The sequence below is a fragment of the Stenotrophomonas sp. 71799_Sma genome (assembly GCF_056482505.1).
This window is the reverse complement of record NZ_CM151202.1, coordinates 726655-743264: the sequence shown is the minus strand read 5'-3', so window position 1 is coordinate 743264 and position 16610 is coordinate 726655. Positions and strand designations below refer to the sequence as shown.

Here is a 16610-nt window from a genome sequence, read left to right as displayed (position 1 = left end):
GGGGCCGGGTCGCATCCTAGCTGCCATCCGGGGGCCTGTCGTTAGATTGTTGTTAAAACCGCGTTAAATTCAGGCTTCCGATCCAACAGGTTCACAAAACCGTGACCTCGAACCGGCCTTGACTCGCGTCAAGCATGCTGAATGCGCCGGACACGCCTGAAACGACAACGCCGCCCTGGAAGGCGGCGTTTTTGTCTTTCAATTCAACGATCTACAGGAATCAAGCGTAGGCCGGGGTAGCGTATTCCACCGGGTCCGGGGTGGCCGGCGAGTCGAAGCTGACCCATTCCCAGGCGGTGGCGTCGGCCATCAGCGCCCGCACCAGCTTGTTGTTGAGGGCGTGACCGGACTTGAAGCCTTCGTAGGCACCCAGCACCTGGCCACCGGCCAGATAGAGGTCGCCGATCGCGTCGAGGATCTTGTGGCGCACGAACTCGTCGGCGTAGCGCAGGCCGTCTTCGTTGAGCACGCGGAACTCGTCCAGCACGATGGCGTTGTCCATCGAACCGCCCAGGCCCAGGTTGCGCTCGCGCATGTATTCCAGGTCGCGCATGAAACCGAAGGTGCGCGCGCGGGAGATTTCCTTGGTATAGGCCAGCGTCGAGAACTCGATTTCCTGGCGCGACTGCTTGGCCGGGATCATCGGGTGATCGAACTGGATGGTGAAGCCCAGCTTGTAGCCCTCGTACGGGCTGAAGCGGGCCACCTTGTCGCCCTCGGTCACTTCCACGGTCTTCAGCACGCGGATGAAGCGCTTGGGCGCGTCCTGTTCCACGATGCCCGCCGACTGCAGCAGGAACACGAACGGGCCGGCCGAACCGTCCATGATCGGCAGCTCGGCCGAGGACAGTTCGACGATGATGTTGTCCACACCCAGGCCGGCCAGCGCCGACATCAGGTGTTCGACGGTCTGGATCTTGGCGTCGTTGCAGGTCAGGCCGGTGCACAGGGTCACTTCGGTGACCAGTTCGGCCTTGGCCGGCACTTCCACCACCGGGTCCAGATCCACGCGACGGAACACGATCCCATGGTTGACCGGTGCCGGGCGCAGGGTCATGTAGACCTTGTCACCGCTGTGCAGGCCAACGCCGGTGGCGCGGATCGTGTTCTTGAGGGTGCGTTGCTGGATCATGGGGGATGGGCCGGAAGTGACACATTAGATTAACACGCGCCCTCCCCTACCCTGGCTGAAACGCCAGTGAAGGCTGCCGGCAGGACGCACCGGCACGCCGCGGGGACGCGCGTGAAGCAGGGCAGCCGGACCCATCCTGGCCCGGCGCCCGCGTTTTCAGGACATGGTGGCGCAACCCGGGGAGGACAAGCCCCGGGCGCCCCGCTTAGTCCGCCTGGCGGCGCAGGAACGCCGGGATGTCCAGGTAATCGTTCGGCAGTTCCGCCGCCGCCGGGGCCGAAGCGGCCGGGGCCGAGGGAGCGGAGGCTGCCGCGGTATCGCTGCTGGCGCGACGCAGGCCCAGACCCATGCCGCCCACGGCCTTGGACACGGCGTCGCCGCCGTTGTCGAAGTCACCGAATTCCGGCTGGCCGGTGGTGGCGTTGCGGACCAGCTTGATCGGCGCACGCTCGCCCGGACGCTGGGACTTGCTGGCCGAGACGCGGTTCAGGCCGGTGGCGACCACGGTCACGCGCACTTCGTCCTGCATGTCCGGGTCGAGCACGGTACCGACCACCACGGTGGCGTCTTCGGAAGCGAAGCCGTCGATGGTGCGGCCGATCTCGTCGAACTCGGCCATGGTGAAGTCGGCGCCGGCGGTGATGTTGACCAGGATGCCGTTGGCACCGGCCAGGTTCACATCGTCCAGCAGCGGGTTCTGGATCGCGGCTTCGGCCGCGGCCTGGGCGCGGTCATCACCACGGGCGGTGCCGGTACCCATCATCGCCAGGCCCATTTCGGACATGACGGTGCGCACGTCGGCGAAGTCGACGTTGATCAGGCCCGGACGCACGATCAGGTCGGCGATGCCCTGCACGGCGCCCTGCAGCACGTCGTTGGCGGCACGGAAGGCTTGGATCATGGTCGCGTTGCGACCCAGCACGGTGATCAGCTTCTCGTTCGGGATGGTGATCAGCGAGTCGCAGTGCTGGCTCAGTTCCTCGATGCCCTTCAGCGCCACCTGCATGCGGCGACGGCCTTCGAACGGGAACGGCTTGGTGACCACGGCCACGGTCAGGATGCCCATTTCCTTGGCCAGCTGTGCCACCACCGGCGCAGCGCCGGTGCCGGTACCACCGCCCATGCCGGCGGTGATGAACACCATGTCCGCACCCTGCAGGGCGTCCATGATGCGCTCACGGTCTTCCAGCGCGGCCTGACGGCCGACTTCCGGGTTCGCGCCTGCGCCCAGGCCCTTGGTCACGTTGGTACCCAGCTGCAGCTGCAGCTTGGCACCGCAATTCTTGATGGCCTGCGAGTCGGTGTTGGCGGTGATGAATTCCACGCCGTCCACCGCCGAGTTGACCATGTGCGCCACGGCATTGCCGCCGCCGCCGCCCACGCCAACCACCTTGATCACCGCATTGGGTGCCATCTTTTCGATCAGTTCAAAATGCGCCATGTCCGTGTCCTCGTTGTATCCGCTTTGGCTGGCATGGGCATTCGGGCGTCCTGCCGTCCTGCTGCATGCCGACGTTGCGGCTGTGTGGGTTGTGTGTTGCCGGTGTTGCGTTTTGCTACGGGTACTGCGGGTGCTGCGCCCGGGCGATGCCCGGTGTTACGGGTTCCGCGTCAGAACTCGCCGCGGAACCAGGTCTTGAGTTTCTTGAACATGCTTCCAGCGCGCCCGGTCGGCAGCGACGGCCGCCGCGGGTGCTCGATCTGGCTGCCCATCAGCAGCAGGCCCACGCCGGTGGCATGCACCGGGTTGCCCACCACTTCGCCCAGGCCGGTGACGTGCTGCGGGATGCCCACGCGAACCGGCATCTGCAGCATTTCCTCGGCCAGTTCGACCACGCCTTCCATCTTCGAAGCGCCACCGGTCAGCACCATGCCGGCGCGTACCAGTTCCTCGAAGCCGGAGCGGCGCAGTTCGGCCTGCACCATCTCGAAGATTTCCTCGTAGCGGCCCTGCACGGCCTGCGCCAGCGAATGGCGCGGCATGCGGCGCGGCGGGCGGTCGCCCACCGACGGCACCTGGATGCTTTCCTCGGCGGTGGCCAGCTGGGCCAGGGCGCAGGCATAGCGCACCTTGATCTGCTCGGCTTCCGGGGTCGGCGTGCGCAGCATGTGCGCGATGTCATTGGTGACGTGGTCGCCGGCGATCGGCAGCGAAGCCGTGTGGCAGATCGCGCCCTGCACGAACACCGCGATATCGGTGGTGCCGGCGCCCATGTCGACCAGCACCACGCCCAGCTCGCGCTCGTCAGCGGTCAGCACCGCCACGCTGGAGGCCAGCGAGGACAGCACCAGGTCGTCCACCTGCAGGCCGCAGCGCTGGACGCACTTGCTGATGTTGGCCGCAGCCGACTGCGCGCACACCACCAGGTGGGCATGCACTTCCAGGCGCACGCCGGTCATGCCGACCGGGTTGCGGATGCCTTCCTGCGAATCGTCCAGGACGTACTCGCGCGGGATCGCGTGCAGGATCTTCTGGTCGGCCGGAATCGCCACGGCCTTGGCCGCATCGAGCACGCGATCCAGGTCGCCCCAGGTCACTTCGCCGTCGCGGATCGGCACGATGCCGGGCGAATTCTTGCACTGCACGTGGTTGCCGGAGATCGAGGCATACACCGAGCGGATCTCGCATCCGGCCATCAGCTCGGCTTCTTCCACCGCGCGCTGGATCGACTGCACGGTCGATTCGATGTCCACCACCACGCCACGCTTGAGCCCGCGCGACTCGTGCGAGCCGATGCCGATCACTTCGATCGGGTTGCCCGGCGAGTACTCGCCCACCAGCGCCACCACCTTGGAGGTGCCGATGTCCAGGCCAACGATCAGCGATTTGTCACCCTTGCGATTCATGTCCTTTCCTGCGTCCTGCTGGCTGGGGTCGCCGGCGTTTTCGCCGGCGTGGCCGGGGTACCCCAGCTCAGCGTGAAACCATTGGTGTAACGGAGGTCGGCGCGCTCGATCGGCGCGTCCTGACGGTTGAGCTGCGGCAGCACCTTGACGAAGCGCTGCATGCGCGAGCGCGCGTCGTCGCGGCCGACCACCACTTCGGTACCGTTGCTCAGCACCAGCGACCAGCTGCCGCGCGCATCCATCGTCACCCGGCGCACGTCGACGCCGGCCGGTGCGAACAATGCACGCGAGTCGCTGTACAGCTTCATCACTTCTTCGGTCTGGCTGTCGGGGCCGTCCAGTTCGGGCAGCGCCAGATCGGCCAGCTTCTTCGGCGTGGGGAACAACTTGCCCTGCTCGGAAACCAGGCGGTCGTTGCCCCAGCGCGCGAACGGCTTGTGCTCGACCAGGGTCACTTCCAGCACGTCCGGCCACTGCTTGCGCACCTGCGCGCTTTCCACCCACGGCAGCTGCTCCAGGGCGTCCTGCGCGTCCTGCAGCTTGACCGCGAAGAAGCCCGCATGCGCGTACGGCAGCAGCACCTGCTGCAACTGCTCGGCCGGCACCCGCTTGAACTCACCATGCACGCGCAGCTTCGCCAGCGGCCAGCGCTCGGCGCCGACCCAGCCATTGACCACGGCCACCACCGGCAGTGCAACCACCGACAGCGCCAACAGCCAGACAAAGATGCGCAGCACCGCGTTCATGCGTGCGAGGCCTCCAGGGTCTGTTCCAGCACGCGCCACACCAGCTCTTCGAAGCTGATGCCGGCCTGGCCTGCGGCCTTGGGCACCAGCGAATGGCTGGTCATGCCCGGCGCGGTATTCACTTCCAGCAGGAAGAAGCGGCCGCTGCTGCGATCGCGCATCACGTCCACGCGGCCCCAGCCACGGCAGCCAGCAGCGCGGAACGCGGCCAGCGCGATGCGGCGGATCTCTTCTTCGTCGTCACCGTCCAGGCCTGGGCACAGGTACTGGGTGTCCTCGGCGATGTACTTGGCGTTGTAGTCGTACCACTGGCCCTTGGGCACGATGCGGATCGACGGCAGTGCGACATCGCCGAGGATGGCCACGGTCAGTTCGTCGCCCACCACCATCTGTTCCATCAGCAGCTGGCCGTCGTAGCGCGCGGCCAGCGCCACGGCTTCATCGAGGCCGGCGTCATCGGTGACCCGGCTGATACCCACGCTGGAGCCTTCATTGGCCGGCTTCACCACTACCGGCAGGCCCAGTTCGGCTGCCAGTGCATGCACCGTGGTCGCGTCCACCTTCCGGTACTGCGGGGTGGGCAGGCCCAGCGACAGCCACACCTGCTTGGTGCGGATCTTGTCCATGCTCAGCGCCGAGCCCAGCACGTTCGAGCCGGTGTACGGCACGCCGAAGGCGTCCATCAGGCCCTGCACGATGCCGTCCTCACCGCCACCGTTGTGGCCATGCAGGATGTTGAACACGCGATCGATGCCACCGGCGGCGAGCGCCTTGGCCAGCGCCGGAATGCCATCCACCGCGAACGCATCGACGCCGCGCGACTGCAGCGCTTCCAGTACGTTGCGGCCGGAGTCCAGCGACACCTCGCGTTCGCTGGAGCTGCCGCCGAGCAGCACGGCGACGCGGCCGAACACGGCCGGGTCGGTCACGCGCAGCGGCGGGAAGGTCAGCGCGCTCACGCCTCGCCCTCCCCCTTGAAGCCTTCCACCGCGATATGGGTGGCCACGGCACCGATGTCGCCGGCACCCATCATCAGCAGCAGGTCACCGTCCTGCAGCACGTCCGGCAGCACGCTGGCCAGCTCGGCGGCCTTGCCCACCACCACCGGCTCGCTGCGGCCACGCGCTCGGATGGCGCGGGCCAACGCATGCGAATCGGCACCGGCAATCGGTTCCTCGCCGGCCGGGTAGACCTCGCTCAGCACCAGTGCATCGACGCTGGACAGCACCGCGGCGAACTTGTCGAACTGGTCGCGGGTACGGCTGTAGCGGTGCGGCTGGAAGGCCACCACCAGGCGCTTGTCGGCCCAGCCACCACGGGCCGCGGCGAACACCGCTTCCAGCTCGCTCGGGTGATGACCGTAGTCGTCGATGATGCGGACCTTGGCGCCGCTGGCGGTGGTCACTTCGCCCAGATCGTTGAAGCGACGGCCGACACCGGCGAAGCCTTCCAGTGCACGCGCGATCGCGTCCGGTGCCACGCCCAGCTGCCAGCCCACCGCAGCGGCGGCCAGCGCGTTGAGTACGTTGTGCTTGCCCGGCAGCGCCAGCACCACTTCCTGGCTGGTGCCCTGCGGCAGGCGCAGGGTGAAGCGCATGCGCGAGCCTTCCTGCACCACGTTCTCGGCGCGCACGTCGGCCTGCGGGCTCATGCCGTAGCTCATCACGTGGCGCGGGGTCTTGGCAGCCAGAGCCGCGACTTCTGGATCGTCGATGCACAGCACCGCCAGGCCGTAGAACGGCAGGCGCTGCAGGAACTCGGCGAACGCCGCCTGCACGCGGGCAAAGTCGTTGCCGTAGTTCTCCAGGTGATCGGCGTCAATGTTGGTGATGATCGACATCAGCGGGTTCAGGCGCAGGAAGCTGCCATCGCTTTCGTCGGCCTCGGCCACCAGCCACTGTCCACCGCCCAGCTTGGCGTTGGCGCCGGCAGCCAGCAGCTGGCCACCGATCACGAACGTCGGGTCGAGCCCGCCTTCGCTCAGCACCGCAGCGGTGAGGCTGGTGGTGGTGGTCTTGCCATGGGTACCGGCCACAGCGATGCCGCGGCGGAAGCGCATCAGCTCGGCCAGCATCGCCGCACGCGGCATGATCGGAATACGCTGGCTGCGCGCTTCCATCAGTTCCGGGTTGTCTTCGCGGATGGCACTGGAGACCACCACACAGTCGGTACCCAGCACGTTGGCAGCGGAGTGGCCGCGCATGATGCGCGCACCCAGGCTGGCCAGGCGGCGGGTCGCCACGTTGTCGGCGTTGTCCGAGCCGGACACTTCATAGCCCAGCGTCAGCATCACTTCGGCGATACCGCTCATGCCGGTGCCGCCGATGCCGACGAAATGCACGCGCGGGAACGCGCGCACCAGGTCGTTGGTGTCGTGCAGGCGACGGATCATGCGCGGCCTCGCGCAGGGCAGGCGCGGTGGCATGCCTTCTTCATACGGCTTCCTCAAGAATGATATCGGCGATGCGCTCGGCGGCATCGACCTTGGCCAGGGCACGCGCGGCTTGCGCCATCTGCATGCGGCGGGCGGGATTTTCGGACAGATCGCGCAGCAGTGCGGCAATGCCGTCAGCCAGCGTTCCGTCCTGCTTCAGCAAAACCGCCGCGCCGCGCTCGACCAGGTACTCCGCGTTGCGGGTCTGGTGATCGTCGACGGCGGCGGGGAATGGCACCAGCACGCTGCCGACACCCACCGCGCACAGCTCGGCCAGAGTGGAAGCGCCGGCACGGCACACCACCAGATCGGCCCAGGCGAAGGCCTCGGCCATGTCGGCGATGAACGGCGTGATTTCAGCCTGCACACCGGCCTTGGCATATGCCTCGACCGCTTCGGCATGCATTTTTTCGCCACTCTGGTGGCGTACCTGCACCGGCACCGTGGCACCCAGCGCAGCGATGGCCTGCGGCACGCCGGTGTTGAGCGCACGCGCGCCCTGGCTGCCACCGACCACCAGCACGCGCAGCGGACCCTGGCGGTCGGCGAAGCGCTGTTCCGGCGGTGCGATGGCGGCGATTTCGGCACGCACCGGGTTGCCGATGAACTCCTCGCGCTTGGCGAAGGTGCCCGGGAAACCGGTCAACAGGCGGCGCGCATAACGCGACAGGATGCGGTTGGTCAGGCCCGGCGCACGGTTCTGCTCATGCACGATCAACGGCAGCCCATGCAGGCGCGTGGCCATGCCGCCCGGACCGGAGGCAAAGCCACCGAAGGCGACCACCGCACGCGGCTGGCGCTTGCGGATGATCATGCCGGCCGCGCGCAGCGCGCGCATCAGCCGCCACGGCGCGCCCAGCAGGGCCAGCTTGCCTTTGCCGCGCAGACCGGTGATGGCCAGGGTGTCGATCGGAATGTCGTGCTGCGGCACCAGGCGGGTTTCCATCGCACCATCGGCGCCCATCCAGGTGACCGGTATCCCGCGCGCGCGCAGCACGCGGGCCACGGCCAGGCCGGGGAAGATGTGACCGCCGGTGCCACCGGCCAGAATCATCACCGGGCGCACGTTATTGGTGGCTGCGCTCATGACAGCCTCCCGAAGGTCGGTTCGATGCGCGACTGCAGGCGGCTGGTACCGCGTGCGGCGTTCGCTGCAGCGGCAGCCGTCGGCTCGGCGCTCATCGGCGCGCTGGCCGCAGCCGGTGCGGCCGGCGCGTCCACGGGTGCATCGGCCACGGCCTCGTCGCCACCACCGATGCGCACGGCCTGGCGACGCTCGGCGCGCTTGAGTTCATAGGACACGCGCAGCAGCAGGCCCATCGCCACACAGGTCATCAGCACCGACGAACCGCCGGAGGAGATCAGCGGCAGGGTCAGGCCCTTGGTCGGCAGGATGCCCAGGTTCACGCCGATCGAGACGAAGGTCTGCATGCTGATCCACAGGCCGATGCCGAAGGCGATGTAACCGGAGAAGTGGCGCTTCATTTCCACGCAGCGCATGCCCAGCCAGAACGTGCGGCCGACCAGCAGCGCGTACAGGGCCACGATCACGCAGGTGCCGAGGAAGCCGAACTCCTCCGCGGTGACCGAGAAGATGAAGTCGGTATGTGCTTCCGGCAGGTAGTACAGCTTCTGCACCGAGTTGCCCAGGCCAACGCCGGTCCACTCGCCGCGGCCCACGGCCATCAGCGCGTTGGACAGCTGGTAGCCGTCGCCCTGCTGGTCGGCCCACGGGTCGAGGAAGGAGGTAATGCGGCGCATGCGGTACGGCTCGATGATCGCCAGCGCGCTCATGCCGACCAGGCCGATGATCACCGGCATCGACATGCGCGGCATGTTCACACCGCCCAGCACCAGCATGCCGGCGGTGATCGCCAGCAGCAGGGTCGAGGAACCGAAGTCCGGCTGCAGCAGCAGCAACAGCACCAGCGCACCGGCCACGCCCAGAGGCTTGAGCATCGCCGGCCAGGTCGCGTTGACCTCGTCGCGGAAGCGCACCAGGTAGCTGGACAGCCAGACGATATAGAGCACCTTCACCGCTTCCACTGTCTGGAACTTGGAGATGCCCAGATTGATCCAGCGGCGTGCGCCGTTGACCGTGCTGCCCAGGCCCGGTGCGAACACCGCCAGCAGCAGCACGAAGCAGCCCAGCAGCAGCATCTGGTTGTACTGCTCGATGGACTTCAGTTCAGTGCGGGCGGCAACGACCGCCAGCACGATACCCACCGCCAGGAAGATCAGGTGGCGGTTGAGGTAGTAGAACGGGCTGCTCATCAGAGCGATCGAGCTGGACGCCACCATCACCACGCCGATGCCCGTGAGCGCGATGATCGCGCCCAGCAGCCACTTGTCGTAGCTGCCTTCGATGGCCTCAAGGCGTGTTGCCTGGCGGGACAGGTCGTTCATCTCAGCGCACCTTCAACGTGGCCAGGCCGATCAGCACGAGCACGACGGAGATGATCCAGAAGCGCACGATCACGCGCGGCTCCGGCCAACCCTTCAGTTCGAAGTGGTGGTGGATCGGCGCCATGCGGAACACGCGCTTGCCGGTCAGCTTGAACGAGGCGACCTGGATCATCACCGACAGCGTTTCGATGACGAACACGCCGCCCATGATCACCAGCACCAGCTCCTGGCGGGTGATCACTGCGATCGTACCCAGCACCGCACCCAGCGCCAGCGCGCCGATGTCGCCCATGAACACCATGGCCGGATAGGTGTTGAACCACAGGAACCCCAGGCCCGCACCGGCGATGGCCGCGCAGATGATGACCAGCTCGCCGGCGCCCGGGATCTGCGGGATCTGCAGGTAGTTGGCGAACACCACGTTGCCCGAGGCGTAGGCGAACACGCCCAGTGCGCAGGCCACCAGCACGGTCGGCATGATCGCCAGGCCGTCCAGGCCGTCGGTCAGGTTCACCGCGTTGGAGAAGCCGACGATCCAGAAGTAGGCGATGGCCACGAATCCGATGCCGGCCAGCGGCAGCGCGATCGACTTGAACATCGGGATGTAGAAGGTCAGCGCGGCCGGCACGTCGGCCGTGTAGAACAGGAACAGGCCCGCGGCCAGGCCGAAGATCGACTGCAGCAGGTACTTCCAGCGCGACTTCAGGCCGTTCGGGTCGCGGCGGACGATCTTGATCCAGTCGTCATACCAGCCGATGGCGCCGAAGCACAGCATCACCGCCAGCACCAGCCACACGTAGCGGTTGCGCAGGTCGGCCCACATCAGCACCGACAGGGTGATGGTGAGCAGGATCAGCGAACCGCCCATGGTCGGCGTACCGGCCTTGGAGAAATGGGTCTGCGGACCGTCCTTGCGGATCGGCTGGCCGCCCTTGAACTGGGCAAGCTTGCGGATCATCGCCGGGCCGAGCCACAGCGACAGGAACAGGGCCGTCAACGCGGCAAGGATGGCGCGGAACGTCTGGTAGTTGAACAGCCCGAACAGGCTCTCCAACTGCTGCAACCATCGAGCCAGTTCATACAACATGCGGGGATTCCTCTCCTTGCGCCAGCAGCGCTTTGACAATCGTGTCCATGGCGCTGCCACGGGAACCCTTGACCAGGCAGCGCACGCCGGCGTGCAGCTCGTCCTTCAGCGCCTGCGACAGCGCGTCATGGGTGGCGAAATGACGGCCGCCTTCACCGAAGGCGGTGGCGGCAGCGGCGCTGAGCGGGCCCAGCGCATACAGGCGCTTGAGGCCAGCAGCGCGCGCGCGGAGCCCTGCCTGCGCGTGCAGCGCTTCGGCGTCCGGACCCAGCTCGCGCATGTCGCCCAGCACCAGCCAACCCTCTTCCGGTGCGGCGGCAAGGGCGTCGATGGCCGCGGCCAGCGAACCGGGGTTGGCGTTGTAGCTGTCGTCCACCAGCACCGCGCCGTTGCGCAGCTGATGGGCGATCTGGCGGCCCGGCACCGGCTGTGCTTCGGCCAGGCCGGCCGCGATCAGCGCCAGATCGACACCGGCGGCCAGCGCCAGGCTGGCAGCGGCCAGCGCATTGCTGACGTTGTGGCGACCCGGCAGGCCCAGCACCACGCGGGCTTCGCCGCCCGGTGCGACCAGGGTGAACTGGCTGCCCTGCGCGCCGGCGCGGATGTCGCGCGCGGTGATGTCCGCGGTGTGCTCCAGGCCATAGCGCAGTACGCGGCAGCGCGGCGGGGTGCCGACGAAGTGCTGTTCGAACCAGCGGCCGTAGGCATCGTCGACGTTGATCACGGCCACGCCATCGGCCGGCAGCGCGGCATAGATCGCGCCCTTGGTCACTGCCACGCCGAGCAGGCTGCCCATCCGTTCCAGGTGCGCCGGGGCGATGTTGTTGACCAGCGCATAGCGCGGGCGGGCGATGTCGGTCAGGTAGGCGATGTCACCCGGCTTGCCCGCGCCCATCTCGTAGACAGCGTAGTCGGCATCTTCCGGGGCATCGATCACTGCCAGCGGCAGGCCGATCTCGTTGTTGCGGTTGCCCGGGTTGGCGTAGACCACCTTGTGCGCATGACGGGCCACCTGCTGCAGGATTGCCAGCAGCAGGCTCTTCACGCTGGTCTTGCCGTTGCTGCCGGTGATCGCGAACACCTCGGTATCGCGGTCGCGCTGCATGCCGGTGGCGATCTTCGCCAGCGCCAGCTCGCAGTCGGCCACCAGCACCTGCGGCAGTTCGATCGGCAGCAGGCGCTCGACCAGCAGCGCGCTGGCACCGCGCGCCTGCGCGTCGGCGGCAAAGTCATGGCCATCGAAACGCTCACCGCGCAGCGCCACATACAGGCTGCCCGGGCCGAGGCTGCGGGTGTCATTGCTGACCGCATCGATGGCCACGTCGTCGCCGTGGATCTCGCCGCCGGCCCAGTGTGCGATCAGCGAAAGCAGAGTGCGCTTCATGCGATGCCCTCCCCGGCCTGCGCGCTGAGCACACCGGCCTTGGCGGCCAACGCAGCGGCGGCCACTTCGGTGTCGTCGAAGTCATGGCGCACGCCATTCACTTCCTGGTACGGCTCGTGGCCCTTGCCAGCGATCAGGATGATGTCGCCGGCACCGGCACGCTTCACCGCCAGGCCGATCGCACGCGCGCGGCTGCGCTGCACGGTCACGGCATCGGCGTTCTGGAAGCCGGCCAGGATGTCGGCCACGATCACGTCGCCATCCTCGCCACGCGGGTTGTCGTCGGTGACGATGACCTGGTTGGCAAGGCGCTCGGCGATCGCCGCCATCTGCGGGCGCTTGCCGGTATCACGCTCGCCACCGCAGCCGAACACGCAGAACAGCGTGCCCTGCAGGTGGCCGTGCAGGCTGTCCAGCGCCTGTTCCAGTGCGTCCGGGGTATGTGCGTAATCGACCACCACGGTCGGCAGGCCGTCTTCGCCGCCCAGGCGGTTCATGCGGCCACGGATCGGCTGCAGCGCCGACAACACCTCGGCAATGCGCGGCAGCGGCTGACCCTGCGCGTGCAGGGTGCCGGCCACGGCCAGCAGGTTGTCCACGTTGAAGCGGCCCAGCAGCGGCGACTGCACCGCCGCGCGCTGGCCGTCGATGACCAGTTCGAAGGCGATGCCACGGCCATCCAGCTGCAGCGCCTCGGCGCGCACGCTGGCATCGGTGGCACCGCGCGAGCTCAGGCCGATCGGCTGCACACCGGCCGGCAGGCCGGCGAACAGCTGGCGACCGAACGCGTCGTCAAGATTGATCACCGCGGCCTTCAGGCCCGGACGATGGAACAGCCGCGCCTTGGCCGCGCCGTAGCTGGCCATGTCGCCGTGGTAGTCCAGATGGTCGCGGGTGAGATTGGTAAACACCGCCACGTCGTAGTGCACCGCATCCACGCGGCCCTGGTCCAGCGCATGCGAGCTGACTTCCATCGCCACCGCGCGCGCACCGGCATCACGCAGCTGCGCCAGCAACGCATGCATCTGCAGCACCAGCGGCGTAGTGAAGCCGGTCGGCTCAACCGAACCATAAAGTCCGGCGCCCAACGTGCCGATACTGCCACTGGGCGTTCCGAGCAGGTGCCAGGCCTGGGCCAGCAGCTGCACGGTGGAGGTCTTGCCGTTGGTGCCGGTCACGCCCACCATCGCCATCGCCCGCGACGGTGCGCCATGGAACTGGTCGGCCATCGCACCCATGCGCGCGCGCAGGCCCGGCACAGCGATCGCATCGTCCGGTGCCGGCAGTTCGACCGGTGCCGGCGGTTCGAACAGGATGGCGCCAGCGCCGGCCGCACGGGCCTGCTCGACAAAGCCCAGGCCATGCGCGCCGAAACCGGCGATGGCGACGAAGGCATTGCCGGGGCGCACGGCGCGGCTGTCCAGCACCAGGCCGGTCAGAACGGGATCGTGGCCCGCCAGGGCCACATCCGGAAGCAACTGCGAAAGCAACATCGAAGGACTCATTGCGTGCCTCCCGTAGCGGGCGGCGTCTGGGCTTGCGCGCTGGGCAGCGCAGCATCGAATTCAGCGGCGGCATCCACCGGCAGCGCGGCCTCGGCCGGCGGCGCGGGCAGGATCGAGGCCGAATGGCCGACCTTGCCGGACTGCTGTGCGGCCAGCCACGACTGCAGGTCGTCCAGCGGCACGTCCATCAGGCGCAGGGTGCCTTCCATCACGTTGTGGTAGACCGGCGCCGACACCAGGCCGCCATAGAACTTGCCGGCCTGCGGATCGTTGATGACGATGACAGTGGCGAAGCGCGGATTGGTGGCCGGCACCACGCCGGCGAACAGCGCGTTGTAATGGCCGCGCTCGTAACCACCCGGGCCGGTCTTGCGCGCGGTACCGGTCTTGCCGGCCACGCGGTAACCCAGCACCGCCGCCTGCTTGGCGCCGCCCTGGGTAACAACCGTTTCCATCATCGCCACCACCTGCCTGGCGACGCTCTCATCGATGATCTGATGCGCTTCGTTGCGCTGGCCTTTGACAAAGGTCGGCGCGATCAATTTGCCGCCATTGGCCAGCGCCGAATAGGCGGTGGCGATCTGCAGCGGGGTCACATTCAGGCCGTAGCCGTAGGACATGGTGGTCTTGGTGGCACCGTCCCAGTTGGCCGGGCGCCGCACCACACCACCGGATTCACCCGGGAAGCCGCTGTGCGGCACCGAGCCATAGCCGAAGCGGCGCACGCCGTCATAGAACACCTGGTCCGGCATCTTCGCCGCGACCTTGGCCGCGCCGATGTTGGAACTGCGGGTGATCACACCAGTCACGTTCAATACGCCGTTGTTGCGCGGCACGTCGCGGATGGTGAAGCGCGCCACCTGCATGTAGCCCGGATTGGTGTCGATGACGGTGTCCTTGGTCACCGCACCTGCCTGCAATGCGGTGGCGATGGTCAGCGGCTTCATCGTCGAACCCGGCTCGACCAGGTCGGTCACCGCACGGTTACGGCGGGTATCAGGAGCCGCACCACCCACCGAATTCGGGTTGTAGGTCGGCAGGTTGACCATGGCCAGGATCTCGCCGGTGGTCACATCCATGATCACCATCGAACCGCCGGCCGCCTTGTTGGCCACCAGCGCGTTGCGCAGTTCCTTGAACGCCAGGTACTGGATGCGGCGGTCGATGCTGAGGGTCAGGTCCTTGCCCGGTTCGGCGGCGCGCAGCAGATCGCTCTCGACGGTCTCGCCCTTGCGGTTGCGGATCACCCGCTTGGCGCCGGCCTTGCCACGCAACCATTCGTCGAACGCCAGCTCCAGGCCTTCCTGGCCGCGGTCGTCGATGTTGGTGAAGCCCAGCACGTGCGCCATCGCCTCACCCTGCGGGTAGAAGCGGCGGAACTCGCGCTGCGCGGCCACGCCTGGAATCTTCAGCGCGACCACCTTCTCTGCCTCGTCCGGATTGATCCGGCGGCGCAGGTACATGAATTCCTTGTCCGACTTCTGCGACAGGCGGCTGCTCAGTTCATCCACCGACATGCCGACCGCCTGGGCCAGTTCCGGGATGCGCTCGGGCGAACGCAGCAGGTCCTGCGGGTTGACCCAGATCGAGGCGACCGGGGTCGACACCGCCAGCGGCTCGCCGTTGCGGTCGGTGATCATGCCGCGCGAGGTCTTGATCGGCAGCTCGCGCAGGTAGCGGGCTTCGCCCTGGCGCTGGTAGAAATCGCTGTTGATGATCTGCACGTAGGCCGCGCGGCCGACCAGCGACACCGAGCACAGGCCGAGCGCCAGGGCAACCCAACGCAGGCGCTGGCGCAGGTTGAAGGCGTTGCGGGGGCGGTTGCGGCCGGTCTTGCTCATGGGCGCACCACCACGATGTCGGCGGCCTCGGGGAACTTCATGCCGAGCTTCTCGCGGGCGATGCGATCCACACGGTTGGCTTCGGCCAGGGTGGCCTGTTCCAGCTGCAGGCGGCCGAATTCCAGATTGATGTCATCGCGCTTGCGCTCAGCGCGCGACAGCTCGATGAACGTCTGCCGGTGACGGTGACGCACGAACACGACGCCGATCGCCGAGGCCACGGTCGAGGCCAACAGGATGATCAGCAGCAGCCGGCTCATGCATCAGCCTCCCGCTTCTGGGCCACGCGCAGCACGGCGCTGCGGGCACGCGGGTTGGCCGCCAGTTCTTCGTCGGTGGCCTTGATGGCGCCACCGATCAGATCCAGGGTCGGCACGAACACCTCCGCCTCGGGCAGGCGGCGGTTGGCCGGCGGCGCCTTGGCCAGGCGGTTCATGTACTGCTTGACGATGCGGTCTTCCAGCGAGTGGAAGCTGATGATCGCCAGACGACCGCCGGGCTTGAGCCGCTCCACCGCCGCATCGAGGCCGGCTTCCAGATCGGCCAGCTCGCGGTTGATGTGGATGCGGATCGCCTGGAAGCTGCGCGTGGCCGGATGGATCTTGTCCTTGCCACGTGGCATCACCGAGGCGATCAACTCGGCCAGCTCGGCGGTACGGGAGAACGGCTGCTTCTCGCGGCGGGCCACGATGGCGCGCGCGATACGGCGGCTCTGGCGCTCTTCGCCGTAGGTCCACAGCACGTCGGCAATCTCGCGTTCTTCAACGCGGTTGATCCACTGCGCTGCACTTTCACCGCTGTCCGGGTCCATGCGCATGTCCAGCGGGCCGTCCTTGCCGAAGCTGAAGCCACGTTCGGCCACGTCCAGCTGCGGCGACGACACGCCCAAGTCGAACAGCACGCCGTCCAGGCCTTCAGCCGTCGCATCCCACTGCAGCAGCTGGGCGAAGCTGCCACGGAAGATGGACACGCGCGGGTCCGGCGCGAAATCGCGCTCGGCTACGGCGATGGCTTCCGGATCCTTGTCCATGACCAGCAGGCGCCCCTCGGGACCGAGCTGGGTGAGCACGCCACGTGCATGACCGCCACGACCGAACGTGCCATCCAGATAACGTCCGTTTTCGATCACCCTCAGGCCTTCAAGGACCTGGGTGTACAGGACCGGCAGGTGCACCGCCGGCGACTGCGACACCGGAAGGTGACCGGCCTGCGCTTCTGGGCGCATCCG

General features: G+C 67.5%; 13 protein-coding genes and 1 pseudogene. All 14 read right to left on the bottom strand.

Features of this window, described 5'->3' with window-relative positions; genetic code table 11:
* Window positions 1-220 precede the first annotated feature (220 nt).
* Window positions 221-1132 carry a UDP-3-O-acyl-N-acetylglucosamine deacetylase gene (gene lpxC / locus ACZK4Z_RS03315; protein ID WP_005408085.1) on the bottom strand — a complete coding sequence of 304 codons (912 nt, stop codon included), beginning with the start codon at window positions 1130-1132 and terminating at the stop codon, window positions 221-223.
* A gap of 205 nt (window positions 1133-1337) precedes the next feature.
* On the bottom strand, window positions 1338-2573 hold the full coding sequence (gene ftsZ / locus ACZK4Z_RS03310) for a cell division protein FtsZ (protein ID WP_125895345.1): 1236 nt from the start codon (window positions 2571-2573) through the stop codon (window positions 1338-1340).
* 170 nt (window positions 2574-2743) lie between these two features.
* Window positions 2744-3979, bottom strand: coding sequence for a cell division protein FtsA (gene ftsA, locus ACZK4Z_RS03305; protein ID WP_005408083.1), 1236 nt, complete (start codon window positions 3977-3979; stop codon window positions 2744-2746).
* Between the two features lie 68 nt (window positions 3980-4047).
* A pseudogene (locus ACZK4Z_RS03300) lies at window positions 4048-4725 on the bottom strand (cell division protein FtsQ/DivIB); the annotation flags it as partial.
* Window positions 4722-5684, bottom strand: a complete 963-nt coding sequence (locus tag ACZK4Z_RS03295; protein ID WP_049399805.1) for a D-alanine--D-alanine ligase — start codon at window positions 5682-5684, stop codon at window positions 4722-4724. The gene ACZK4Z_RS03295 and the pseudogene ACZK4Z_RS03300, both read right to left, overlap by 4 nt.
* A complete protein-coding gene (murC, locus tag ACZK4Z_RS03290) occupies window positions 5681-7117 on the bottom strand; it encodes a UDP-N-acetylmuramate--L-alanine ligase (RefSeq protein ID WP_012510048.1) in 1437 nt (478 codons plus the stop codon). Before murC ends, ACZK4Z_RS03295 begins: the two co-directional genes overlap by 4 nt.
* Before the next feature lie 40 nt (window positions 7118-7157).
* A complete protein-coding gene (gene murG, locus ACZK4Z_RS03285) occupies window positions 7158-8246 on the bottom strand; it encodes an undecaprenyldiphospho-muramoylpentapeptide beta-N-acetylglucosaminyltransferase (RefSeq protein ID WP_125895343.1) in 1089 nt (362 codons plus the stop codon).
* The gene (ftsW, locus tag ACZK4Z_RS03280; protein WP_125895342.1) at window positions 8243-9565 is read right to left on the bottom strand and encodes a putative lipid II flippase FtsW; all 1323 of its coding nucleotides are present in this window, start codon (window positions 9563-9565) and stop codon (window positions 8243-8245) included. Before ftsW ends, murG begins: the two co-directional genes overlap by 4 nt.
* Before the next feature lies 1 nt (window position 9566).
* Complete coding sequence (gene mraY / locus ACZK4Z_RS03275; protein WP_010481929.1) at window positions 9567-10652, bottom strand: phospho-N-acetylmuramoyl-pentapeptide-transferase; 1086 nt, start codon at window positions 10650-10652, stop codon at window positions 9567-9569.
* Window positions 10642-12036: a UDP-N-acetylmuramoyl-tripeptide--D-alanyl-D-alanine ligase gene (locus ACZK4Z_RS03270; protein ID WP_125895341.1), complete on the bottom strand. Its 1395-nt coding sequence runs from the start codon at window positions 12034-12036 to the stop codon at window positions 10642-10644. Before ACZK4Z_RS03270 ends, mraY begins: the two co-directional genes overlap by 11 nt.
* Window positions 12033-13541 carry a UDP-N-acetylmuramoyl-L-alanyl-D-glutamate--2,6-diaminopimelate ligase gene (locus ACZK4Z_RS03265; protein ID WP_125895340.1) on the bottom strand — a complete coding sequence of 503 codons (1509 nt, stop codon included), beginning with the start codon at window positions 13539-13541 and terminating at the stop codon, window positions 12033-12035. Before ACZK4Z_RS03265 ends, ACZK4Z_RS03270 begins: the two co-directional genes overlap by 4 nt.
* Window positions 13538-15382 (bottom strand): peptidoglycan D,D-transpeptidase FtsI family protein, encoded by a 1845-nt coding sequence (locus ACZK4Z_RS03260; protein WP_099590097.1) that lies wholly within the window; start codon window positions 15380-15382, stop codon window positions 13538-13540. Before ACZK4Z_RS03260 ends, ACZK4Z_RS03265 begins: the two co-directional genes overlap by 4 nt.
* Window positions 15379-15642 carry a cell division protein FtsL gene (ftsL, locus tag ACZK4Z_RS03255; protein ID WP_005412242.1) on the bottom strand — a complete coding sequence of 88 codons (264 nt, stop codon included), beginning with the start codon at window positions 15640-15642 and terminating at the stop codon, window positions 15379-15381. The genes ACZK4Z_RS03260 and ftsL overlap by 4 nt, the downstream gene beginning before the upstream one ends.
* Window positions 15639-16607 (bottom strand): 16S rRNA (cytosine(1402)-N(4))-methyltransferase RsmH, encoded by a 969-nt coding sequence (gene rsmH, locus ACZK4Z_RS03250; RefSeq protein WP_100434042.1) that lies wholly within the window; start codon window positions 16605-16607, stop codon window positions 15639-15641. Before rsmH ends, ftsL begins: the two co-directional genes overlap by 4 nt.
* Window positions 16608-16610 lie beyond the last annotated feature (3 nt).